This is a genomic window from Actinotalea sp. JY-7885, from assembly GCF_014525465.1.
In the GTDB taxonomy this organism is placed as follows: domain Bacteria; phylum Actinomycetota; class Actinomycetes; order Actinomycetales; family Cellulomonadaceae; genus Actinotalea.
The window spans coordinates 1-16,167 of sequence record NZ_JACEXH010000073.1; the positions used below are offsets into that span (position 1 = coordinate 1).

Here is a 16,167-nt window from a genome sequence, read left to right on the forward strand (position 1 = left end):
GGCCGCCTTGGCGCGGTTGAGGCTCGCGCGCGCGACCTCGGAGGCCGGCGTCAGGCCGAGGGCCTCGGCCACCGGCCGGCCCGGCTCGACGGTCGGGCCGTCCGGCCGGTCGTCCAGGGCGTCGTGGCCCGGGTCGTCGTGACGCTGGGCGTCGCCTGCACCCGGCCGCTCCTCGTCACCGGACACGGGTCACCCGCCCGCCCATGACGTCCACGCGGGCGCCGTCGAGCTGCTCGGGCACGTCCTCGGCGACGGCCGCCGTGACCAGCACCTGCTCGGCGCGGGCGACGAGGGCGGCGAGCCGGTCCCGGCGCCGCACGTCGAGCTCGGCGAAGACGTCGTCGAGGATGAGCACCGGCTCCGCGCCCTCGCCCCAGTCCGAGATGCCCAGCGCAGCGTCGTCGTCGGGCGAGCCGTGGGTGAGGAGCTCGAACGACGCGAGCCGCAGCGCGAGCGCGTACGACCACGACTCCCCGTGGCTCGCGTAGCCCTTGGCGGGCAGGCCACCCAGGGTCAGCACGAGGTCGTCGCGGTGAGGGCCGACGAGGTTCACGCCGCGGTCGATCTCCTGGGTCCGCAGGCGGCTCATCGCCTCGAGCAGCTGCGCCTCGAGCAGCTCGGGGCCGGCATCGAGGTGCGGCACGTCGGCCGGGGCGAGGACGCCCGGTCCACCGACCTGGGCGCGCCCCGGCCGGTCGTCGTCGTCCGGCGCGCTGGCCACGAGCGAGGACCGGTAGCCGAGGACCGCCTCGCCCTGACCGTCGCTGACCTGCGCGTAGGCCGCCGCGACGTGGGGTCGCAGCTGCTCGACGAGCCGGACCCGCGCGGCCAGGACCTGCGCGCCGATCTCGGCGAGCTTGCTGTCCCACACGTCGAGGGTCCGCAGGTCCGCGCCCGCCTCGCCCTCGTCCGCGGAGCGGTGGCGGCGGCCGCGCCGGGCGGCGCCGGCGGTCTTGAGCAGCGCCCCCCGCTGGCGCAGGACGCGCTCGTGGTCCGCCAGCACGCCCGCCATCCGCGGCTGGACCTGCACCATGAGCTCGTCGAGGAACCGCCGGCGCCCGTCCGGGTCGCCCTTGACCAGCGCCAGGTCCTCCGGCGCGAAGAGCACCGTGCGCAGGATGCCCAGCACGTCGCGGGGCCGGCGCACCGGTGCGCGGTTGACCTGTGCCCGGTTGGCCCGGCCCGGGTTCAGCTCGAGCTCGACGAGGCTCTGCCGCTCACCGCGCACGGCCCGCACCCGCACGACGGCGCGCGGCGCACCCGCGCGCACCAGGGCGGCGTCGGACGAGACCCGGTGCGACCCGAGGGTGGCGACGTACCCGATGGCCTCGACGAGGTTGGTCTTGCCCTGGCCGTTCGGCCCGACGAGGGCTGTCACGCCCGGCTCGAGGTCGAGGTCGACCTGCTCGTAGGACCGGAAGTCGGTCAGGGACAGGCGGCTGACGTGCACGGCGGACGACTCAGACGGGTTCGGACGGCGGTACGGCCTGACGCACGGTGTGCCCACCGAACTGCTGACGCAGCGCCGCCACGGCCTTCATCGCGGGGGAGGGCTCCTGACGCGAGGCGAACCGCGCGAAGAGCGCGGCCGAGATCACGGGCAGCGGGACGGCCTGGTCGATCGCCTCGTCCACCGTCCAGCGCCCTTCGCCGGAGTCCTCGACGTAGTCGTCGATCGCGCTCAGGCCCGGGTCCTTCTCGAGCGCGGCCACGAGCAGGTCGAGCAGCCAGGACCGCACGACGGTCCCGCGCTTCCAGGCGCGCATGGTCCCGACGACGTCGGTGACGACGTCCTGCGCGGCGAGCAGCTCGTAGCCCTCGGCGTACGCCTGCATCACGCCGTACTCGATGCCGTTGTGCACCATCTTGGCGAAGTGCCCGGCGCCCACCGAGCCCGCGTGCACGAAGCCCTCCTCGCGAGGGCCCTCCGGGCGCAGGGCGTCGAACACCGGCATGAGGTGCTCGACGTCCTCGGCGGACCCGCCGGCCATGAGGCCGTAGCCGTTGGCCAGGCCCCAGACGCCGCCCGAGACGCCCACGTCGACGTAGCGGATGCCCGCCTCCGCGAGCCGCGCGGCGTGCTCGATGTCGTCCTTGTAGTACGAGTTCCCGCCCTCGACGACGACGTCCCCGCTGGTCAGGAGCGTGCCGAGCTCCTCGACGGTGCTCCGCGTCGGCCCGCCCGACGGCACCATGACCCACACGACGCGGCGGCCCTGCGGCAGCGCCTCGACGAGCGCCGCGAGGCTCTCGACGTCGGACACCTCGGGGTTGCGGTCGTACCCGGTGACCTGCAGGCCCTGGTCACGCAGCCGCTGGCGCATGTTCGCGCCCATCTTGCCGAGACCGACGAGTCCGAGGTGCATGCCGGGTTCCCCCTGGGGTCAGCTGGCGAAACGGATCGGGACGAGCAGGTACCGGTAGCTCTGGTCGTCGTCCCCCTCGAGCGCGCGCTGGCCGGTGAACTCGACCGGCTTGTTCGGGTGCGTGAACGCGAGGCGCACGAACTCGGTGCTCAGCGCGCCGAGGCCGTCGAGGAGGAACTGCGGGTTGAACGCCACGGCGATGTCCTCGCCGACGAGGCTCGCCTCGAGGGCCTCCGAGGCCTGTGCATCATCGCCCTGGCCGGCGTTGAGCACCACCTGACCCTCGCTGAACGCGAGGCGGATCGGCGTGTTGCGCTCGGCGACGAGGGAGACGCGCCGGGCGGCCTCCGTCAGCGCCTGCGTCGAGACGACGGCGTGGATCGGCTTCTCCGCGGCGAACAGCCGGCGGACCGCCGGGTAGTCGCCGTCGACCAGGAGCGAGGTCGTGTGCCGGCCGCCGGCCTCGAACCCGATGAGGTCCACGCCGGCGCCCGTGGCGAGCGCGACCGTCACGCGGTCGCTCGAGCCCAGGGACTTGGCGGCGTCCGACAGCGTCCGCGCCCGGACCAGCGCGACCGACGAGTGGGCCGGGTCGGCCGGCGACCAGCCCACGGTCCGCAGCGCGAGGCGGTAGCGGTCCGTCGCGAGCAGCGTGATGACCTCGCCCTCGATCTCGACCCGCACCCCGGTGAGCAGCGGCAGCGTGTCGTCGCGGCTCGCGGCGACGGTCACCTGCGCCACGGCCTCGACCAGGTCGGGGCCGGCGATCGTGCCGACGACGCCGGGCATCGCGGGCAGGGCGGGGTAGTCCTCGACGGGCATCGTCAGGAGCGTGAAGCGGCTGGCGCCGCACGTCACGGAGACCTTGGTGCCGTCGAGCACGACGTCGACCGGCTTGGCCGGCAGCGCCCGGGAGATCTCGGCGAGGAGTCGGCCGGACACCAGGACGGTGCCGGGCTCGCTCACGTCGGCGGCGATCTCGGACCGCGCGGAGACCTCGTAGTCGAAGCTCGAGAGCTGCACGACGCCGCTCGCATCGGCTTCGAGCCGCACACCCGCCAGCACGGGGACCGGGGGGCGCGTCGGCAGGGAGCGTGCCGTCCAGGTCACCGCCTCGGCGAGGACGTCACGGTCGACCCTGAACCTCATCGCTCATCCCTTCGGGCCCCACCGGGGTCTCCCCCGTGCGGCCGTGTGCTGGCGCGCCGTGCCGGTGGTCCAGCCGGGCGCCGGTCTGCTGCCGGTTGCTGCGAGCCGCGGCGGCCCTGACGGGCACGACGGCGCGCTGCGCCCGCTGATCTGGGCTGAACAGTACGCGAGTCGGGCTGGCGACGAACACCATCCGTGTGATGCGCGACCCGGGTGGGCGTCGGCGGCCCGGATCGCAGGTTCCTGTCGTTCGCCGCCCCCACCCATGAAGGCGTTGTGGATCCCTGGAGAAGAGAAGACTCGTCGTCATCATCGGTGCTGTGGACGATGTGGAGATCCCACGTTCTCGCAGGTCACATCGCCCGGCGCGGCTGTGCACCCGGTGTCGACCGATCGGTGCACGACGACCCGCGGCGGTGGACGGCCGCCGGGTGGCCACCTCCCGTCCACCGGCCGGACCCCGGGCGTCCACACCCAGCACGGTCCCCGTCCACCGTCGTCCACAGGGATCTCCACAGTTGTGAACAGTCGTCCTACGGGTCAAAGAGGGACGACCCGGACGAGGCGTCAGCCGCGGTGCTGCTGCTTGATCCGGTTCGTCAGCTCGGTGACCTGGTTGTAGATCGAGCGGCGCTCGGCCATGAGCTCACGGATCTTGCGGTTCGCGTGCATGACGGTCGTGTGGTCGCGGCCGCCGAACTGCTGACCGATCTTGGGCAGCGACATGTCGGTGAGCTCGCGGCACAGGTACATGGCGATCTGCCGAGCCGTGACCAGGACGCGGGACCGCGACGAGCCGCACAGGTCGTCGATCGTCAGGCCGAAGTAGTTCGCCGTCTGGGCGATGATCGCCGCGGCCGTGATCTCGGCGGTGTCCTCGTCGGTGATGAGGTCCTTGAGGACGATCTCCGCGAGGGCGAGGTCGACCTGCTGCCGGTTGAGGTTGGCGAAGGCCGTGACGCGGATGAGGGCGCCCTCGAGCTCGCGGATGTTCGTGGAGATCTTGGACGCGATGTAGGACAGCACGTCGTCGGGCGCCTGGAGCTTCTCGTTGCCCGCCTTCTTGCGCAGGATCGCGATGCGGGTCTCCAGGTCCGGCGGCTGGACGTCGGTGATCAGGCCCCACTCGAAGCGCGACCGCATGCGGTCCTCGAAGCCGTTGAGCTGCTTGGGCGGCAGGTCGGACGTGATCACGACCTGCTTGTCCGCGTTGTGCAGCGTGTTGAAGGTGTGGAAGAACTCCTCCATCGTCTGTTCCTTGCCCTGCAGGAACTGGATGTCGTCGACGAGCAGGACGTCCACCTCGCGGTAGCGGCGCTGGAACGCGCCGGCCTTGCCCTCACCGATGGAGTTGATGAAGTCGTTGGTGAACTCCTCGGAGTTCACGTAGCGCACGCGCACGCCCGGGTACAGCGAGAACGCGTAGTGGCCGATCGCGTGGAGCAGGTGCGTCTTGCCCAGGCCGGAGTCGCCGTAGATGAACAGCGGGTTGTAGGCCTTCGCGGGTGCCTCCGCGACGGCGACGGCGGCGGCGTGCGCGAACCGGTTCGAGGCCCCGATGACGAAGGTCTCGAACAGGTACTTGGGATTGAGGCGCGCCGGCTCGACCTGGGGTCGCGCGGACGGGGTGACCCGGCCGAGCGAGCGCTCGCCGTAGCTGGGCTGCGGAGCCCGCTCGTCGTCGTCGTCGTGGCGGTCGTGCCCGCGCGCGTCGAGGCGGTCGTCGCGGTCGCGGTCCTGCCGGTCCGGGCGCTCGGTCGCGGGACGCGCCGCCTCGGTGTCGAGGGACGGGTCGACCGTGACCGCGAAGCGCGCGTCCATCCCCAGCACCTCGCTCAGCGCGGCGTTGAGCTCGGTGCGCACCCGGGACTCGAGGTAGTCCTTGGTGAACTCGTTGCCGACGGCGAGCAGGGCGGTGCCGTCGAGCAGCCCGAGCGGGCGGACGAGACGGATGAACGCGAGCTGCTGCGAGCTGGTGGCAGGGTCGTTGGCGAGTCGGCCGACGGCGCGGTCCCAGACCTGCGCGATCGAGTCGTCCTGTGGGGGCACGGTGATCGCTCCTGGTGCGTGCTGCGGGGGCCAGATCCGGCGGCGAGTCTCGCACGGCACGCGGTGATCCACATAGTTCTCCACACCCTGTGTGCTGTGCTGGGAGGTGCGCGAAGCCCGCACCGGGCGGGGTCCACGTCGACCCGCCGCCCGTGCGTCCTTGATCGTGCGCGTGTGGTGCGCTGATCCTGCATCGGTGTGTCGTCGGCCCGAATCGGCCGAACGAGTGCATCCTGACGGATTGCGTGCCCGGCGTCGAGAGCCGTGCTCCTGTTTGACCGGCCGGGATCCGCCACGTACCGTGGCACAGCCGTTTCTCTCGGCTCCTGCCAGCGTGCCCGCGTGCCCCCAGCAGTTGGGGTGCTCTCGAGCCGCGGGGTCCTGACCCCGCGTGTCGCAGTCCGAGGAAGCAGACGACCGTCCGCCGTCCCGGCGGTGACCTTGATCCAACCTTGTGGAGTACTGACGTGTCGAAGCGCACCTTCCAGCCGAACAACCGGCGTCGGGCCAAGACCCACGGCTTCCGGCTGCGCATGCGCACCCGTGCCGGCCGCGCGATCCTCGCCGCCCGTCGGCGCAAGGGGCGCGCGGAGCTCTCCGCCTGACAGCGGGGTGCTTCCCGCTCCGCTGCGGATGCGTCGGTCCGAGGACTTCGCGCTGACGATCCGCCGCGGTGCACGAGCCGGCAGGACGACGCTCGTCGTCCACTGCCGGCTGTCCGGTGACCGTGAGGGCGCGCGCGTGGGCTTCGTGGTCCCGCGTACCGTCGGAGGTGCGGTCGTGCGCAACACCGTTCGACGCAGATTGCGAGGCGTGGTGGTCGAGCAGCGCGGGTCCTTGCCCGACGGGGCCGACGTCGTCGTGCGCGTCCTCCCGCCGGCCGCCGGCGCGACCTACGCGACCCTGGCCGACGAGTTCACCTCGGCGTTGAGCACAGCGGCCCGGCGGGCCGCCTCCGCCGCGGTCCGGCCATGAGCTCGCACACGGGCGCCGGCCAGCTCGAGGCGCTGCGACAGCTGCCCCGGATGGTGCTGGTGGGCCTCCTGCGGGCCTACCAGCTCGTGATCTCACCCCTGAGCGGCCCGACGTGCCGCTACTACCCCTCGTGCTCGTCGTATGCGCTGCTGGCCGTGCAGCGCCACGGTGCGGTGCGCGGGACGTGGCTGGCGGTGCGGCGCCTCGCCCGCTGCCACCCCTGGACCCCGGGTGGCGTCGACGACGTCCCGCCCGCGCGGGTCCCCCAGACCTGTGCCGACGAGCACGCGTGTGATCACCGAGCGAGGAGCTCTGCCTGATGCCGTTCCCCGACAACATCCTGTGGCCGCTGAAGGTCGCGGTCGCGTGGATCATGGTCCAGTTCCACTCGCTCCTCACGGCCGCCGGCCTGGACCCCGCGTCCGGTGCCGCCTGGGCGCTGTCGATCGTGGGCCTCGTCATCGTCATCCGGATCCTGCTGATCCCGCTCTTCGTGCGACAGATCAAGGCCTCGCGCGGCATGCAGGCCCTGGCGCCGGAGATGCAGGCGATCCAGAAGAAGTACAAGGGCAAGACGGACCCCGCGTCGCGTGAGGCGATGAGCCGGGAGACGATGGAGCTCTACCGCAAGCACGGCACGAACCCGTTCGCGTCCTGCCTGCCGATCCTCGCGCAGTCACCGATCTTCTTCGCCCTGTTCCGGGTGCTGTACTCCCTGCCTGCCCTCGAGGCCGGGACCTACGGCGACGGCCGGGACTCCATCGGCCCGCTGACGCAGGAGCTCGCGGCCGAGGCGAACAACGCGACGCTCTTCGGCGCCAAGATCTCCGAGACGTTCCTCGGCTCGGACGACGTCTCTGTCAAGATCGTGACGGTCCTGCTGATCGTCGCGATGTCGGCGACGACCTTCTTCACGCAGCGTCAGCTCACGCAGAAGAACATGCCGGCCTCGGCGCTCCAGGGCCCGATGGCGCAGCAGCAGAAGATGCTGCTCTACCTGCTGCCCGTCGTCTTCGCCGTCTCGGGTGTCAACTTCCCGATCGGTGTCCTCATCTACTGGACCACCACGAACGTGTGGTCGATGGGCCAGCAGTTCTACGTGATCCGGCGGAACCCGACGCCCGGGTCCGAGGCGGACCGCCTGCTCAAGGAGCGCCGGGCGCGCAAGGCGGCCGCCAAGGGCATCGTGCTGGAGGAGCCGAAGGCGGAGGTGGAGGAGAAGCCGCGCGGGCAGCGTCCGCAGCCGAAGCGCAAGGCTCGCGCCAAGCCGGTCGCGGGTGCGCCGACAATCCCGGCGGGTACCTCGGACGCTCCTCAGGACGATGTCCAGGATACCCCCGGGGGTATGTTGGAGGTCCAGGACGACGCCCCTGCGCCGACCACACCCGCGGCGAAGAAGCGACCGGCCACCAGCGCGGGTGGGGCGACGAAGCCCCGCCCGGCGGGAGCGACCGGTGGCACGACGAAGCCCCGCCCGGCGGGAGCGACCGGTGGCACGACGAAGCCCGCTGCCGCGGGCGGCACCGGGACCTCGGCCGCGCCCAAGAAGCCGCGTCCTGGTGGCGCGACGGGGGCGGACGGCGCGGGCTCGAGCACGCCGCGCAAGCCGCGGACCCCGAAGAAGTGATCTCGACGGGCCGGCCGACCGCGGCCGCCCGATCCATCCCCGTGCACCAGGAGACGCCATGACCGACAGCACTGCCGCTCCGGAGACCTCCGACGGCCCGGACGACGTCCGGCGCCTGGAGGAGGAGGGCGAGATCGCGGCCGACTACCTCGAGGAGCTCCTCGACATCGCCGACCTCGACGGCGACATCGACATCGACGTGGACCACGGACGCGCCGCCGTCGAGATCGTGGCCGAGCCGGGGACGGAGCGCGCCCTGCGTGCGCTCGTGGGTGCCGACGGCGAGGTGCTCGACGCGCTCCAGGAGCTGACCCGCCTCGCGGTACAGACCAAGACGGGCGAGCGGAGCCGGCTCATGCTCGATGTCGCCGGCTTCCGTGCCGGCCGCCGGGCCGAGCTCGCGGAGGTCGCCCGGGCGGCGATCGCCGAGGTCGCGGCCGCGGGACAGCCGGTCGCGCTCGAGCCGATGAACCCGTTCGAGCGCAAGGTCGTCCACGACGTCGTCGCGGAAGCCGGCCTGGCGTCCGACAGCGAGGGCGTGGAGCCGTCGCGGTACGTCGTGGTGCGGCCTGCCTGACGTGGTTCCACGTGAAACGGGGCCCGACGCCGAACCTGGCGGCGTCGGCGCGTCGGCTGGGGACGCCGGACCGGCTGAGCTGGACCCGGCGCCCTCGTCGGCGTTGCTGGACGAGGTCCTCGGTGCCGGGCGCCCGACGGTCGAGGCGTTCCACGACCTGCTCGCGGCGGAAGGCGTGCGCCGCGGGCTCATCGGCCCGCGTGAGGTGGCCCGGCTGTGGCGGCGCCACCTCCTCAACTCCGCCGCGGTCGCGCCGTTGCTTCCCGCGACCGGGACGCTGGTCGACGTCGGGTCCGGCGCCGGTCTGCCCGGGATCGTCCTGGCGGCGCTCCGGCCGGACCTTCGGGTGGTGCTGCTCGAGCCCATGCTGCGTCGGACCACGTGGCTCAGCGAGGTGCGCGACTCGCTCGGCCTGTCCAACGTGGAGGTCGTCCGGGGCCGGGCCGAGGAGCAGCACGGCGTCATCTCCGCGGACGCGGTGACGGCGCGCGCCGTGGCGCCCATGGACAGGCTGGCCCGGTGGACCCTGCCGCTGCTGCGTCCCGGTGGCGTGCTGCTGGCGATGAAGGGCGAGCACGCGGTCGAGGAGCTGGCCGCCGCCGGCGCCGTCATCGACGCGCTCGGGGGTGGCGAGCGATTGGTGGTCGACGTGTCGCCGGGCGGGGAGGTGACGCGGGTCGTGCGTGTGGTGCGGGCGACCGTACCGGTGCCGGCCCCGAAGCGACGGGGCCGGGGCCGGTCCTGACACCGGGCTGACGTGGGTGGGAGCCGCGCGGAGTGATTCTGCGATGTTCCACGTGAAACAGGGCCGCCTTCGGCCTCACTGGTGGACAGGGCGCCACCCACGCGGTGGGCTCGTCCATGCGCAGCCGGCCTGAGCTCGTGGCCGCGGCACTCGACTGATCGTCGTTCCACGCGGAACAGGTCGCGCCTAGCGAGCTCGAGTGCGGAGGCTGTACCGCGCCGCGGCGTTTCACGTGGAACCGAGCATTGCCGCCGCCCGCGAGACGGGGCGGAGACCCCCGTGCGCGGTCACGACCACGCACAGCGCCCCGCCGCCACACGCTGTTGCAGGCCCGCCGGAGCACGCGCTCGCGCGGGTGGTCTGTTTCACGTGGAACAGGCCGCGCCGGTGGCGAGGACTGTCGGTGCCAGATGGCAGGATGGACCGACGACGACGGGAGATCGGGTGCACGAGCAGGACCTGCCACCGGCTGACGCCCTGGGGGCGCTCACGGCGGACGACGAGCGCCGAGCAGCGCTCATGCAGTCGATCCCGGACGGCGACGAGTCGACGCCACTCGCGGCGCAGCTCGCCGTCGACGCCCGCCGGCGGATCGACCTGTCCGGACGCCGGTTCGAGCGCCCGACGACGACCCGGGTCCTCACCGTGGCGAACCAGAAGGGTGGCGTCGGCAAGACGACCACCACGGTGAACCTCGCCGCGGCCCTGGCGCAGGCCGGGGCGTACGTGCTCGTCATCGACAACGACCCCCAGGGCAACGCGTCGACCGCCCTCGGGGTCGACCACCGCGCCGGCACGCCGTCGACGTACGAGGTGCTCGTCGAGGACGAGGACCTGGCCGCCGTGGTCCAGCAGTCCTCGCGGATCCCACGCCTCCTGTGCGCTCCCGCGACGATCGACCTGTCCGGGGCCGAGATCGAGCTCGTCTCGCTGGTCGCCCGGGAGACCCGGCTCCGGAACGCGATCGACGTGTACCTCCGGCACCGGAGCGAGACCGGCGCGGACCGCCTGGACTACGTGTTCATCGACTGCCCGCCGAGTCTGGGCCTGCTGACGGTGAACGCCTTCGTCGCCGCGCGCGAGGTGCTGATCCCCATCCAGTGCGAGTACTACGCGCTCGAGGGCCTCAGCCAGCTCCTCAAGAACGTCCAGCTCATCAAGAACCACCTCAACCCTGCGCTGCACGTGTCGACGATCCTTCTGACGATGTACGACGCCCGGACCAATCTCGCCCAGCAGGTCGCGGCCGAGGTGCGGGAGCACTTCCCGGCGCAGACGCTGCGGACGACGGTGCCCAGGACGGTCCGCATCTCGGAGGCACCGAGCCACGGCCAGACCGTCATGACGTACGACCCCGGTTCGACCGGCGCGCTCTCCTACCTCGCCGCCGCGCGCGAGCTGGCCGAGCGTGGCGCACCGCGCGTGCCCGTTCCCGCAGAGAACCCCGCTGCGACGACCTACCTCGAGGAGAACTGATGGCTGAGAAGCGTCGTGGGCTGGGCCGTGGCCTCGGAGCCCTGATCCCGAGCGCACCGAGCGGCGACGCCCGCCCGGTGGACGTCTTCTTTCCCGGGGCACCCGCTGCGGCCGTCGTCTCGGACACTGTCCCCGTGAGCACCGACGTCGTTGCCGCCGGGAACACCGGCGGTGCGGCCGCCGCCACCGTCCCGCCGTCGCCGGTCGACCTCGTCGACGACCACGCGCAGCGGCCCCGTGCAGCGGCCTCGGAAGTCCCGGCACCGCACGGTGACGTCCTGTCGCCGCGCCCGGGGGAGCGCGCCGATGTTTCACGTGAATCGGTGCACGACGGCGCTACGGACGTCGACGTTTCCCGTGAAACCGCGGCCACGACGGCGGAAGCGGACCGTCCCGCTGCCGATGTTTCACGTGGAACCACGGACGACCTGGTCCCGGTGCCGGGCGCCCACTTCGCCGAGCTGCCGGTCGGGTCCATCGCTCCGAACCCGCGCCAGCCCCGGTCGGTGTTCGACGAGGAGGCCCTCGCCGAGCTGGTCGGGTCGATCCGCGAGGTCGGCGTGCTCCAGCCCGTCGTCGTGCGGCCCGTCGTGGGCGAGGACGGCGCGCCTCGCTACGAGCTCATCATGGGCGAGCGGCGGTGGCGGGCCACCCAGGAGGCGGGCCTCGAGCGGATCCCCGCGATCATCCGGGAGACCGACGACACCGACCTGCTCCGCGACGCGCTCCTGGAGAACCTCCACCGCAGCCAGCTCAACGCGCTCGAGGAGGCCGCCGCCTACCAGCAGCTGCTCGACGACTTCGGGTGCACCCACGAGGAGCTCGCGCGGCGGATCCACCGCTCACGCCCGCAGATCTCCAACACCCTGCGCCTGCTGCGGCTCCCGCCGCTCGTGCAGCGGCGTGTCGCCGCCGGGGTGCTCTCCGCCGGGCACGCCCGCGCCCTGCTGGGGCTCGCGGACGGCGCCGCCATGGAGCGCCTGGCGCAGCGGATCGTGGCCGAGGGCCTCTCCGTGCGGGCCACGGAGGAGATCGTCGCGCTGGGGGGTGACGCCGAGAAGCGCGTGCCCGTGCGGCGCCCGCGGGCCGGCGTCCACAACGCGGCGCTGGACGACCTGGCCACGAGGTTGTCCGACCGCTTCGAGACGCGCGTGAAGATCCAGCTCGGCCGGAACAAGGGCCGGATGACGGTCGAGTTCGCGTCGGTACAGGACCTCAACCGGATCCTCGAGACCCTCTCGCCGCAGGACCCGGGTCTGCTGCGCTGACGCGGGCTGGCGCCCTGACGCGACGTGTCAGCGGGTGTCGGGCGACGCGCTCTCCACGGCGCCGCCGGCGCGGTGCGGGCCGGTGCCGAAGAGCCTGAGCAGCTCGCTCTCGGCCTCGACGACCCCGGCGAGCCGCCGGACGCCCTCGCGGATGCGCTCGGGGGTGGGGTAGCAGAACGACAGCCGCATGTGGTCCGAGCCCTGACCGTCGGCGTAGAAGGCCGTGCCGGACACGTACGCGACGAGCGCCGTCACCGCGCGGGGGAGCATCGCCTGGGCGTCGAGGCCCTCGGGCAGCTTGACCCAGGTGTAGAAGCCGCCGTCGGGGACCGTCCAGCTCGCCTCGGGGATGTGCTCCTCGAGAGCCTCGATCATCGCGTCGCGCCGCTGGCGGTACATCTCGCGGTACAGCTTGATCTGGTGCCGCCAGTCGTGGTGCGCGAGGTAGGTCGAGATCGCGAGCTGCGACGCGTTCGAGGGGCACAGGATCGAGGACTCGCTCGCGAGCACGAGCTTCTCGCGGATGTAGTGCGGGGCCACCGCCCACCCGACGCGGTAGCCGGGCGCGAAGGTCTTCGAGAACGAGCCCAGGTACACGACGCCCACGTCGTCCATGGAGCGCATGGCGGGCAGGGGGTCGCCGTCGAAGCCCAGCAGACCGTAGGGGTCGTCCTCCAGGACGAGGACCCCGTAGCGGGCCGCGATCTCGAGGACGCGCGGTCGGCGCTCCTGGGCGAGGGTGACGCCGGCCGGGTTGTGGAAGTTCGGGACCGTGTAGAGCAGCTTGACGCTGCGCCCTTCGCGCTTGAGGCGGGCGAGCGTCTCCTCGAGCGCCTCGGGGATCAGCCCGTGCTCGTCCAGCGGCACGTGCACCACGTCCGCCTGGTAGGAGCGGAAGACCCCGAGGGCGCCCACGTAGCTCGGCGCCTCGGCGACCACGACGTCGCCGGGGTTGATGAAGAGCCTGACGACAAGGTCGAGCGCCTGTTGTGATCCCGTGGTGACCACGACGTCGTCCGGGTGCGCCTGGATGCCCTGCAGGCGCATCACCTCGAGGATCTGCTCCCGCAGCGTCTCGTCGCCCTGTCCGGAGCCGTACTGCAGCGCCGTCGTTCCGCGCTTGAGGAGCAGCTGGTAGCTCGACTCGGCGAGCGCCTCGAGGGGAAGCCCGTCGATGTTGGGCATCCCGCCGGCGAGCGAGACCACCTCGGGGCGGTTCGCGACGGCGAAGAGCGCGCGGATCTCCGAGGCGCGCATGCCGTGGGTGCGGTCGGCGTAGGCCTCGATCCAGGGGTCGAGGCGGGTCCCGGTGGCGGGCTGGACGCGGGGAGCGGCTCCGCCGGTCGCGGGAGTCACCCGCCCCGTCGGCTCGCCGTGCTCGGGAGTCATGTCCCGAAGTCTGCCACGCGGCGGACAGGTGAGACGCGCGCCGACCGGCCGGCGGGACACCGGTGGCCCACCGCCGGACCGGCTGGCCTCCGCGCCGCCCCCGTGCACGCCGAAGGCCCCGCGGTTCGCCGCGGGGCCTTCGGTCGGGTGGAGCAGACGGCGTCAGCGCGAGGCGCCCGCCAGGACCGACTCGATCTCGGTGACGAGCGCCGGCTTGGGACGCGCGCCGACGACCTGCTTGACGAGCTCGCCGCCCGTGTAGATGTTCAGCGTCGGGATGGACGTGATGCCGTAGGCCGCCGTGACCTGCGGGTTCTCATCCGAGTTGATCTTCGCGATCTTGACGCGGCCCGCGTAGGTCTCGGACAGCTCCTCGAGGATCGGGGCGACCTGGCGGCACGGGCCGCACCACGGCGCCCAGAAGTCCAGGACCACGGGGATCTCGGACTCGAGGACCTCGGTCTTGAAGGTGGCGTCGGTGACGGGGACGGTGCTCACAGGGTCTCCTCGATCTTCTGGGGCAGGGCGGCGGGGGCGGGGGGCTCGGCGGCGTGCACGAGCTCCGCCAGGTAGTGCTGGGCGTCGAGCGCGGCGGCGCAGCCCGTGCCGGCGGCCGTGATGGCCTGGCGGTACACGTGGTCGACGAGGTCGCCGCACGCGAACACGCCCTCGACGTTGGTGGCGGTCCCACGCGCGCCGGCACCGGCGGCCTCGGGCCCGACGAGGACGTAGCCCTCGTCGTCGAGGTCGACCTGGCCGACGAGCAGCTCGTTGCGCGGGACGTGCCCGATGGCGACGAACAGGCCGGTCGCCGCCAGCTCACGCTCGGCGCCGGTCACCGTGTCACGCAGGGTGACGCCCGAGACCTTGTCCTGGCCGTGGATCGCGACGACCTCGCTGTTCCAGGCGAACCGGATCTTGGGGTCGGACGTCGCGCGGTCCGCCATGATCTTCGAGGCGCGCAGCTCGTCGCGGCGGTGCACCATGGTGACCGTCCTCGCGAAGCGCGTGAGGAACGTCGCCTCCTCGACGGCGGAGTCCCCGCCGCCCACCACGACGACGTCCTGGTCGCGGAAGAAGAACCCGTCGCACGTCGCGCACCACGAGACGCCGTGGCCCGAGAGGCGCTTCTCGTCCGGCAGCCCGAGCTCGCGGTAGGCGGAGCCCGTCGCGAGGATCACGGCGCGCGCCCGGAAGGTGTCGCCGTTCCCGGTGACCACGGTCTTGACGGGGCCGACCAGGTCGGCGCGCACGACGTCGTCGTAGCGGACGTCCGCGCCGAAGCGCTCCGCCTGCTTGCGCATGTTCTCCATGAGGTCCGGACCCATGACGCCGTCGACGAAGCCCGGGAAGTTCTCCACCTCGGTGGTGTTCATCAGGGCGCCGCCCGCGGTCACGGAGCCCGCGACGACGACGGGTGCCAGGCCGGCGCGCGCGGCGTACACGGCGGCGGTGTAGCCGGCGGGGCCGGACCCGATGATCACAAGGTCCCGGAGGGTGTCGGTCACGTGCGGCGTCCTTCGTCCGGTGGGTGGTTCGATCGCGTCAACCGATCCTAGAGGCCGGATGTTCCGTGCCGGCGCCGACCGGTGCCGGCACGGCCCGGTCAGGAGAGGCGGATCTCCGCGAGCTCCACGCGGTTGCTGCCGTCGGCGGTCTGCGGGAGCTCGGTGAACCACAGCACCAGGTGCTGGGTCTCGGTGGGGCTGCTCAGCGTCAGCACCGTCTCGGCGGACATCGGGCCGGACGCGAGCACCTCACCCTCGGTCGGCGTCGCCGGGTCCGTCGCGCGGATCTCGACGTTGCCGCCCGTGCCGTTGACCACGAGCGTGACGGTGGTGACCGTGGCCGGCTCGGCCAGCGTGACCGCGTAGCCGACGCCGGGCTTCATGCCGTAGGTCGGCGACTTGTACGTCCGCGTGTACCAGTGGGTGGCGGGGTCGCCGTCGTAGGCGAGCGCGACGGCCTCGGGGTGCTCGTTGTTGTCGCCACCGGGCGGCGGGTCGAGCATCTCGCCGGACGCGATGGTGGGCGGCACGGCCGTCGCCGCGTCCCCGGGCGCCTCGCCCTCGCCCTCGCCCTCGCCCTCGGCCGGGGCGTCGGCCTCGGGCTCCTCGGGTGCGGCGGAGTCGACGACGTCGCCGAAGCCGTCGCTGCCGCCGATCGGCGGGGGCGGGTCGGTCAGCGCGTTCCACGCCCACACCAGGCCGATGACGACGGCGATGCCGACCAGGGCGAGCACGATGGGTGTGGGGTCGAAGCGCTTGCGCACGAGCACCTCGACGGGGGTGCCGATGAGGTGCTCGAAGGACTCGTGCCCGCGGTGGTGCTCGCGGTCGGGCGCACGCTCCGGGTCGGGCGCGGGCCCGTGGTCGGTCGAGGGCGAGGGGCGGTCGCTCGACGCCGGGGGCCGGACGGGACGGCGCTGCACCGTGGCCGGGCCCATGACCTGCGTCGGCGCGGCTCCGGTCGGCATGGCCTGCGTGGCCGCCGCTGCGTCCGCACCGGCCTCGGCCTGGTCGGGGGCGTCCGTCCCGGCCCGCGCG

At 72.8% G+C, this 16,167-nt stretch carries 15 protein-coding genes and 2 pseudogenes; 8 read left to right on the forward strand and 9 right to left on the reverse strand.

Going from position 1 to position 16,167, the window contains the following annotated elements; all coding sequences use genetic code 11:
- From IDM29_RS08590 to dnaA, 5 genes and pseudogenes are all read right to left on the reverse strand, one after another.
- A pseudogene (locus IDM29_RS08590) lies at window positions 1-186 on the reverse strand (hypothetical protein); the annotation flags it as partial.
- Window positions 176-1,450: a DNA replication/repair protein RecF gene (recF, locus tag IDM29_RS08595; protein WP_182112556.1), complete on the reverse strand. Its 1,275-nt coding sequence runs from the start codon at window positions 1,448-1,450 to the stop codon at window positions 176-178. The pseudogene IDM29_RS08590 and the gene recF, both read right to left, overlap by 11 nt.
- A gap of 10 nt (window positions 1,451-1,460) precedes the next feature.
- Window positions 1,461-2,366, reverse strand: coding sequence for a phosphogluconate dehydrogenase (NAD(+)-dependent, decarboxylating) (gene gnd, locus IDM29_RS08600; protein ID WP_182112555.1), 906 nt, complete (start codon window positions 2,364-2,366; stop codon window positions 1,461-1,463).
- 18 nt (window positions 2,367-2,384) lie between these two features.
- Window positions 2,385-3,515, reverse strand: a complete 1,131-nt coding sequence (gene dnaN, locus IDM29_RS08605; RefSeq protein WP_182112554.1) for a DNA polymerase III subunit beta — start codon at window positions 3,513-3,515, stop codon at window positions 2,385-2,387.
- A 567-nt stretch (window positions 3,516-4,082) separates the two neighbouring features.
- Complete coding sequence (dnaA, locus tag IDM29_RS08610) at window positions 4,083-5,564, reverse strand: chromosomal replication initiator protein DnaA (RefSeq protein WP_182112553.1); 1,482 nt, start codon at window positions 5,562-5,564, stop codon at window positions 4,083-4,085.
- A 467-nt stretch (window positions 5,565-6,031) separates the two neighbouring features.
- Here dnaA and rpmH point away from each other — a divergent pair, with 467 nt between their 5' ends.
- From rpmH to IDM29_RS08650, 8 genes are all read left to right on the forward strand, one after another.
- A complete protein-coding gene (gene rpmH, locus IDM29_RS08615; RefSeq protein WP_010849920.1) occupies window positions 6,032-6,169 on the forward strand; it encodes a 50S ribosomal protein L34 in 138 nt (45 codons plus the stop codon).
- Window positions 6,170-6,176: 7 nt separating this feature from the next.
- A complete protein-coding gene (rnpA, locus tag IDM29_RS08620) occupies window positions 6,177-6,539 on the forward strand; it encodes a ribonuclease P protein component (RefSeq protein ID WP_182112552.1) in 363 nt (120 codons plus the stop codon).
- A complete protein-coding gene (yidD, locus tag IDM29_RS08625) occupies window positions 6,536-6,859 on the forward strand; it encodes a membrane protein insertion efficiency factor YidD (protein ID WP_182112551.1) in 324 nt (107 codons plus the stop codon). The genes rnpA and yidD overlap by 4 nt, the downstream gene beginning before the upstream one ends.
- Complete coding sequence (gene yidC, locus IDM29_RS08630) at window positions 6,859-8,166, forward strand: membrane protein insertase YidC (protein ID WP_182112550.1); 1,308 nt, start codon at window positions 6,859-6,861, stop codon at window positions 8,164-8,166. Before yidD ends, yidC begins: the two co-directional genes overlap by 1 nt.
- Before the next feature lie 58 nt (window positions 8,167-8,224).
- On the forward strand, window positions 8,225-8,743 hold the full coding sequence (locus tag IDM29_RS08635; protein ID WP_182112549.1) for a R3H domain-containing nucleic acid-binding protein: 519 nt from the start codon (window positions 8,225-8,227) through the stop codon (window positions 8,741-8,743).
- 103 nt (window positions 8,744-8,846) lie between these two features.
- Window positions 8,847-9,488, forward strand: coding sequence for a 16S rRNA (guanine(527)-N(7))-methyltransferase RsmG (gene rsmG, locus IDM29_RS08640; protein ID WP_255491693.1), 642 nt, complete (start codon window positions 8,847-8,849; stop codon window positions 9,486-9,488).
- A gap of 519 nt (window positions 9,489-10,007) precedes the next feature.
- A complete protein-coding gene (locus IDM29_RS08645) occupies window positions 10,008-10,964 on the forward strand; it encodes a ParA family protein (RefSeq protein WP_182114352.1) in 957 nt (318 codons plus the stop codon).
- Entirely contained in the window at window positions 10,964-12,232 is a 1,269-nt protein-coding gene (locus IDM29_RS08650; RefSeq protein ID WP_182112548.1) for a ParB/RepB/Spo0J family partition protein, read from the forward strand. The genes IDM29_RS08645 and IDM29_RS08650 overlap by 1 nt, the downstream gene beginning before the upstream one ends.
- A gap of 27 nt (window positions 12,233-12,259) precedes the next feature.
- Here the strand turns inward: IDM29_RS08650 and IDM29_RS08655 are convergent, their stop codons facing one another.
- From IDM29_RS08655 to IDM29_RS08670, 4 genes and pseudogenes are all read right to left on the reverse strand, one after another.
- The gene (locus IDM29_RS08655; protein ID WP_182112547.1) at window positions 12,260-13,621 is read right to left on the reverse strand and encodes a PLP-dependent aminotransferase family protein; all 1,362 of its coding nucleotides are present in this window, start codon (window positions 13,619-13,621) and stop codon (window positions 12,260-12,262) included.
- A 162-nt stretch (window positions 13,622-13,783) separates the two neighbouring features.
- A complete protein-coding gene (trxA, locus tag IDM29_RS08660) occupies window positions 13,784-14,119 on the reverse strand; it encodes a thioredoxin (protein ID WP_182112546.1) in 336 nt (111 codons plus the stop codon).
- A complete protein-coding gene (gene trxB, locus IDM29_RS08665; RefSeq protein WP_182112545.1) occupies window positions 14,116-15,129 on the reverse strand; it encodes a thioredoxin-disulfide reductase in 1,014 nt (337 codons plus the stop codon). Before trxB ends, trxA begins: the two co-directional genes overlap by 4 nt.
- A gap of 98 nt (window positions 15,130-15,227) precedes the next feature.
- Window positions 15,228-16,167 (reverse strand): annotated as a pseudogene (locus IDM29_RS08670) (hypothetical protein); the annotation flags it as partial.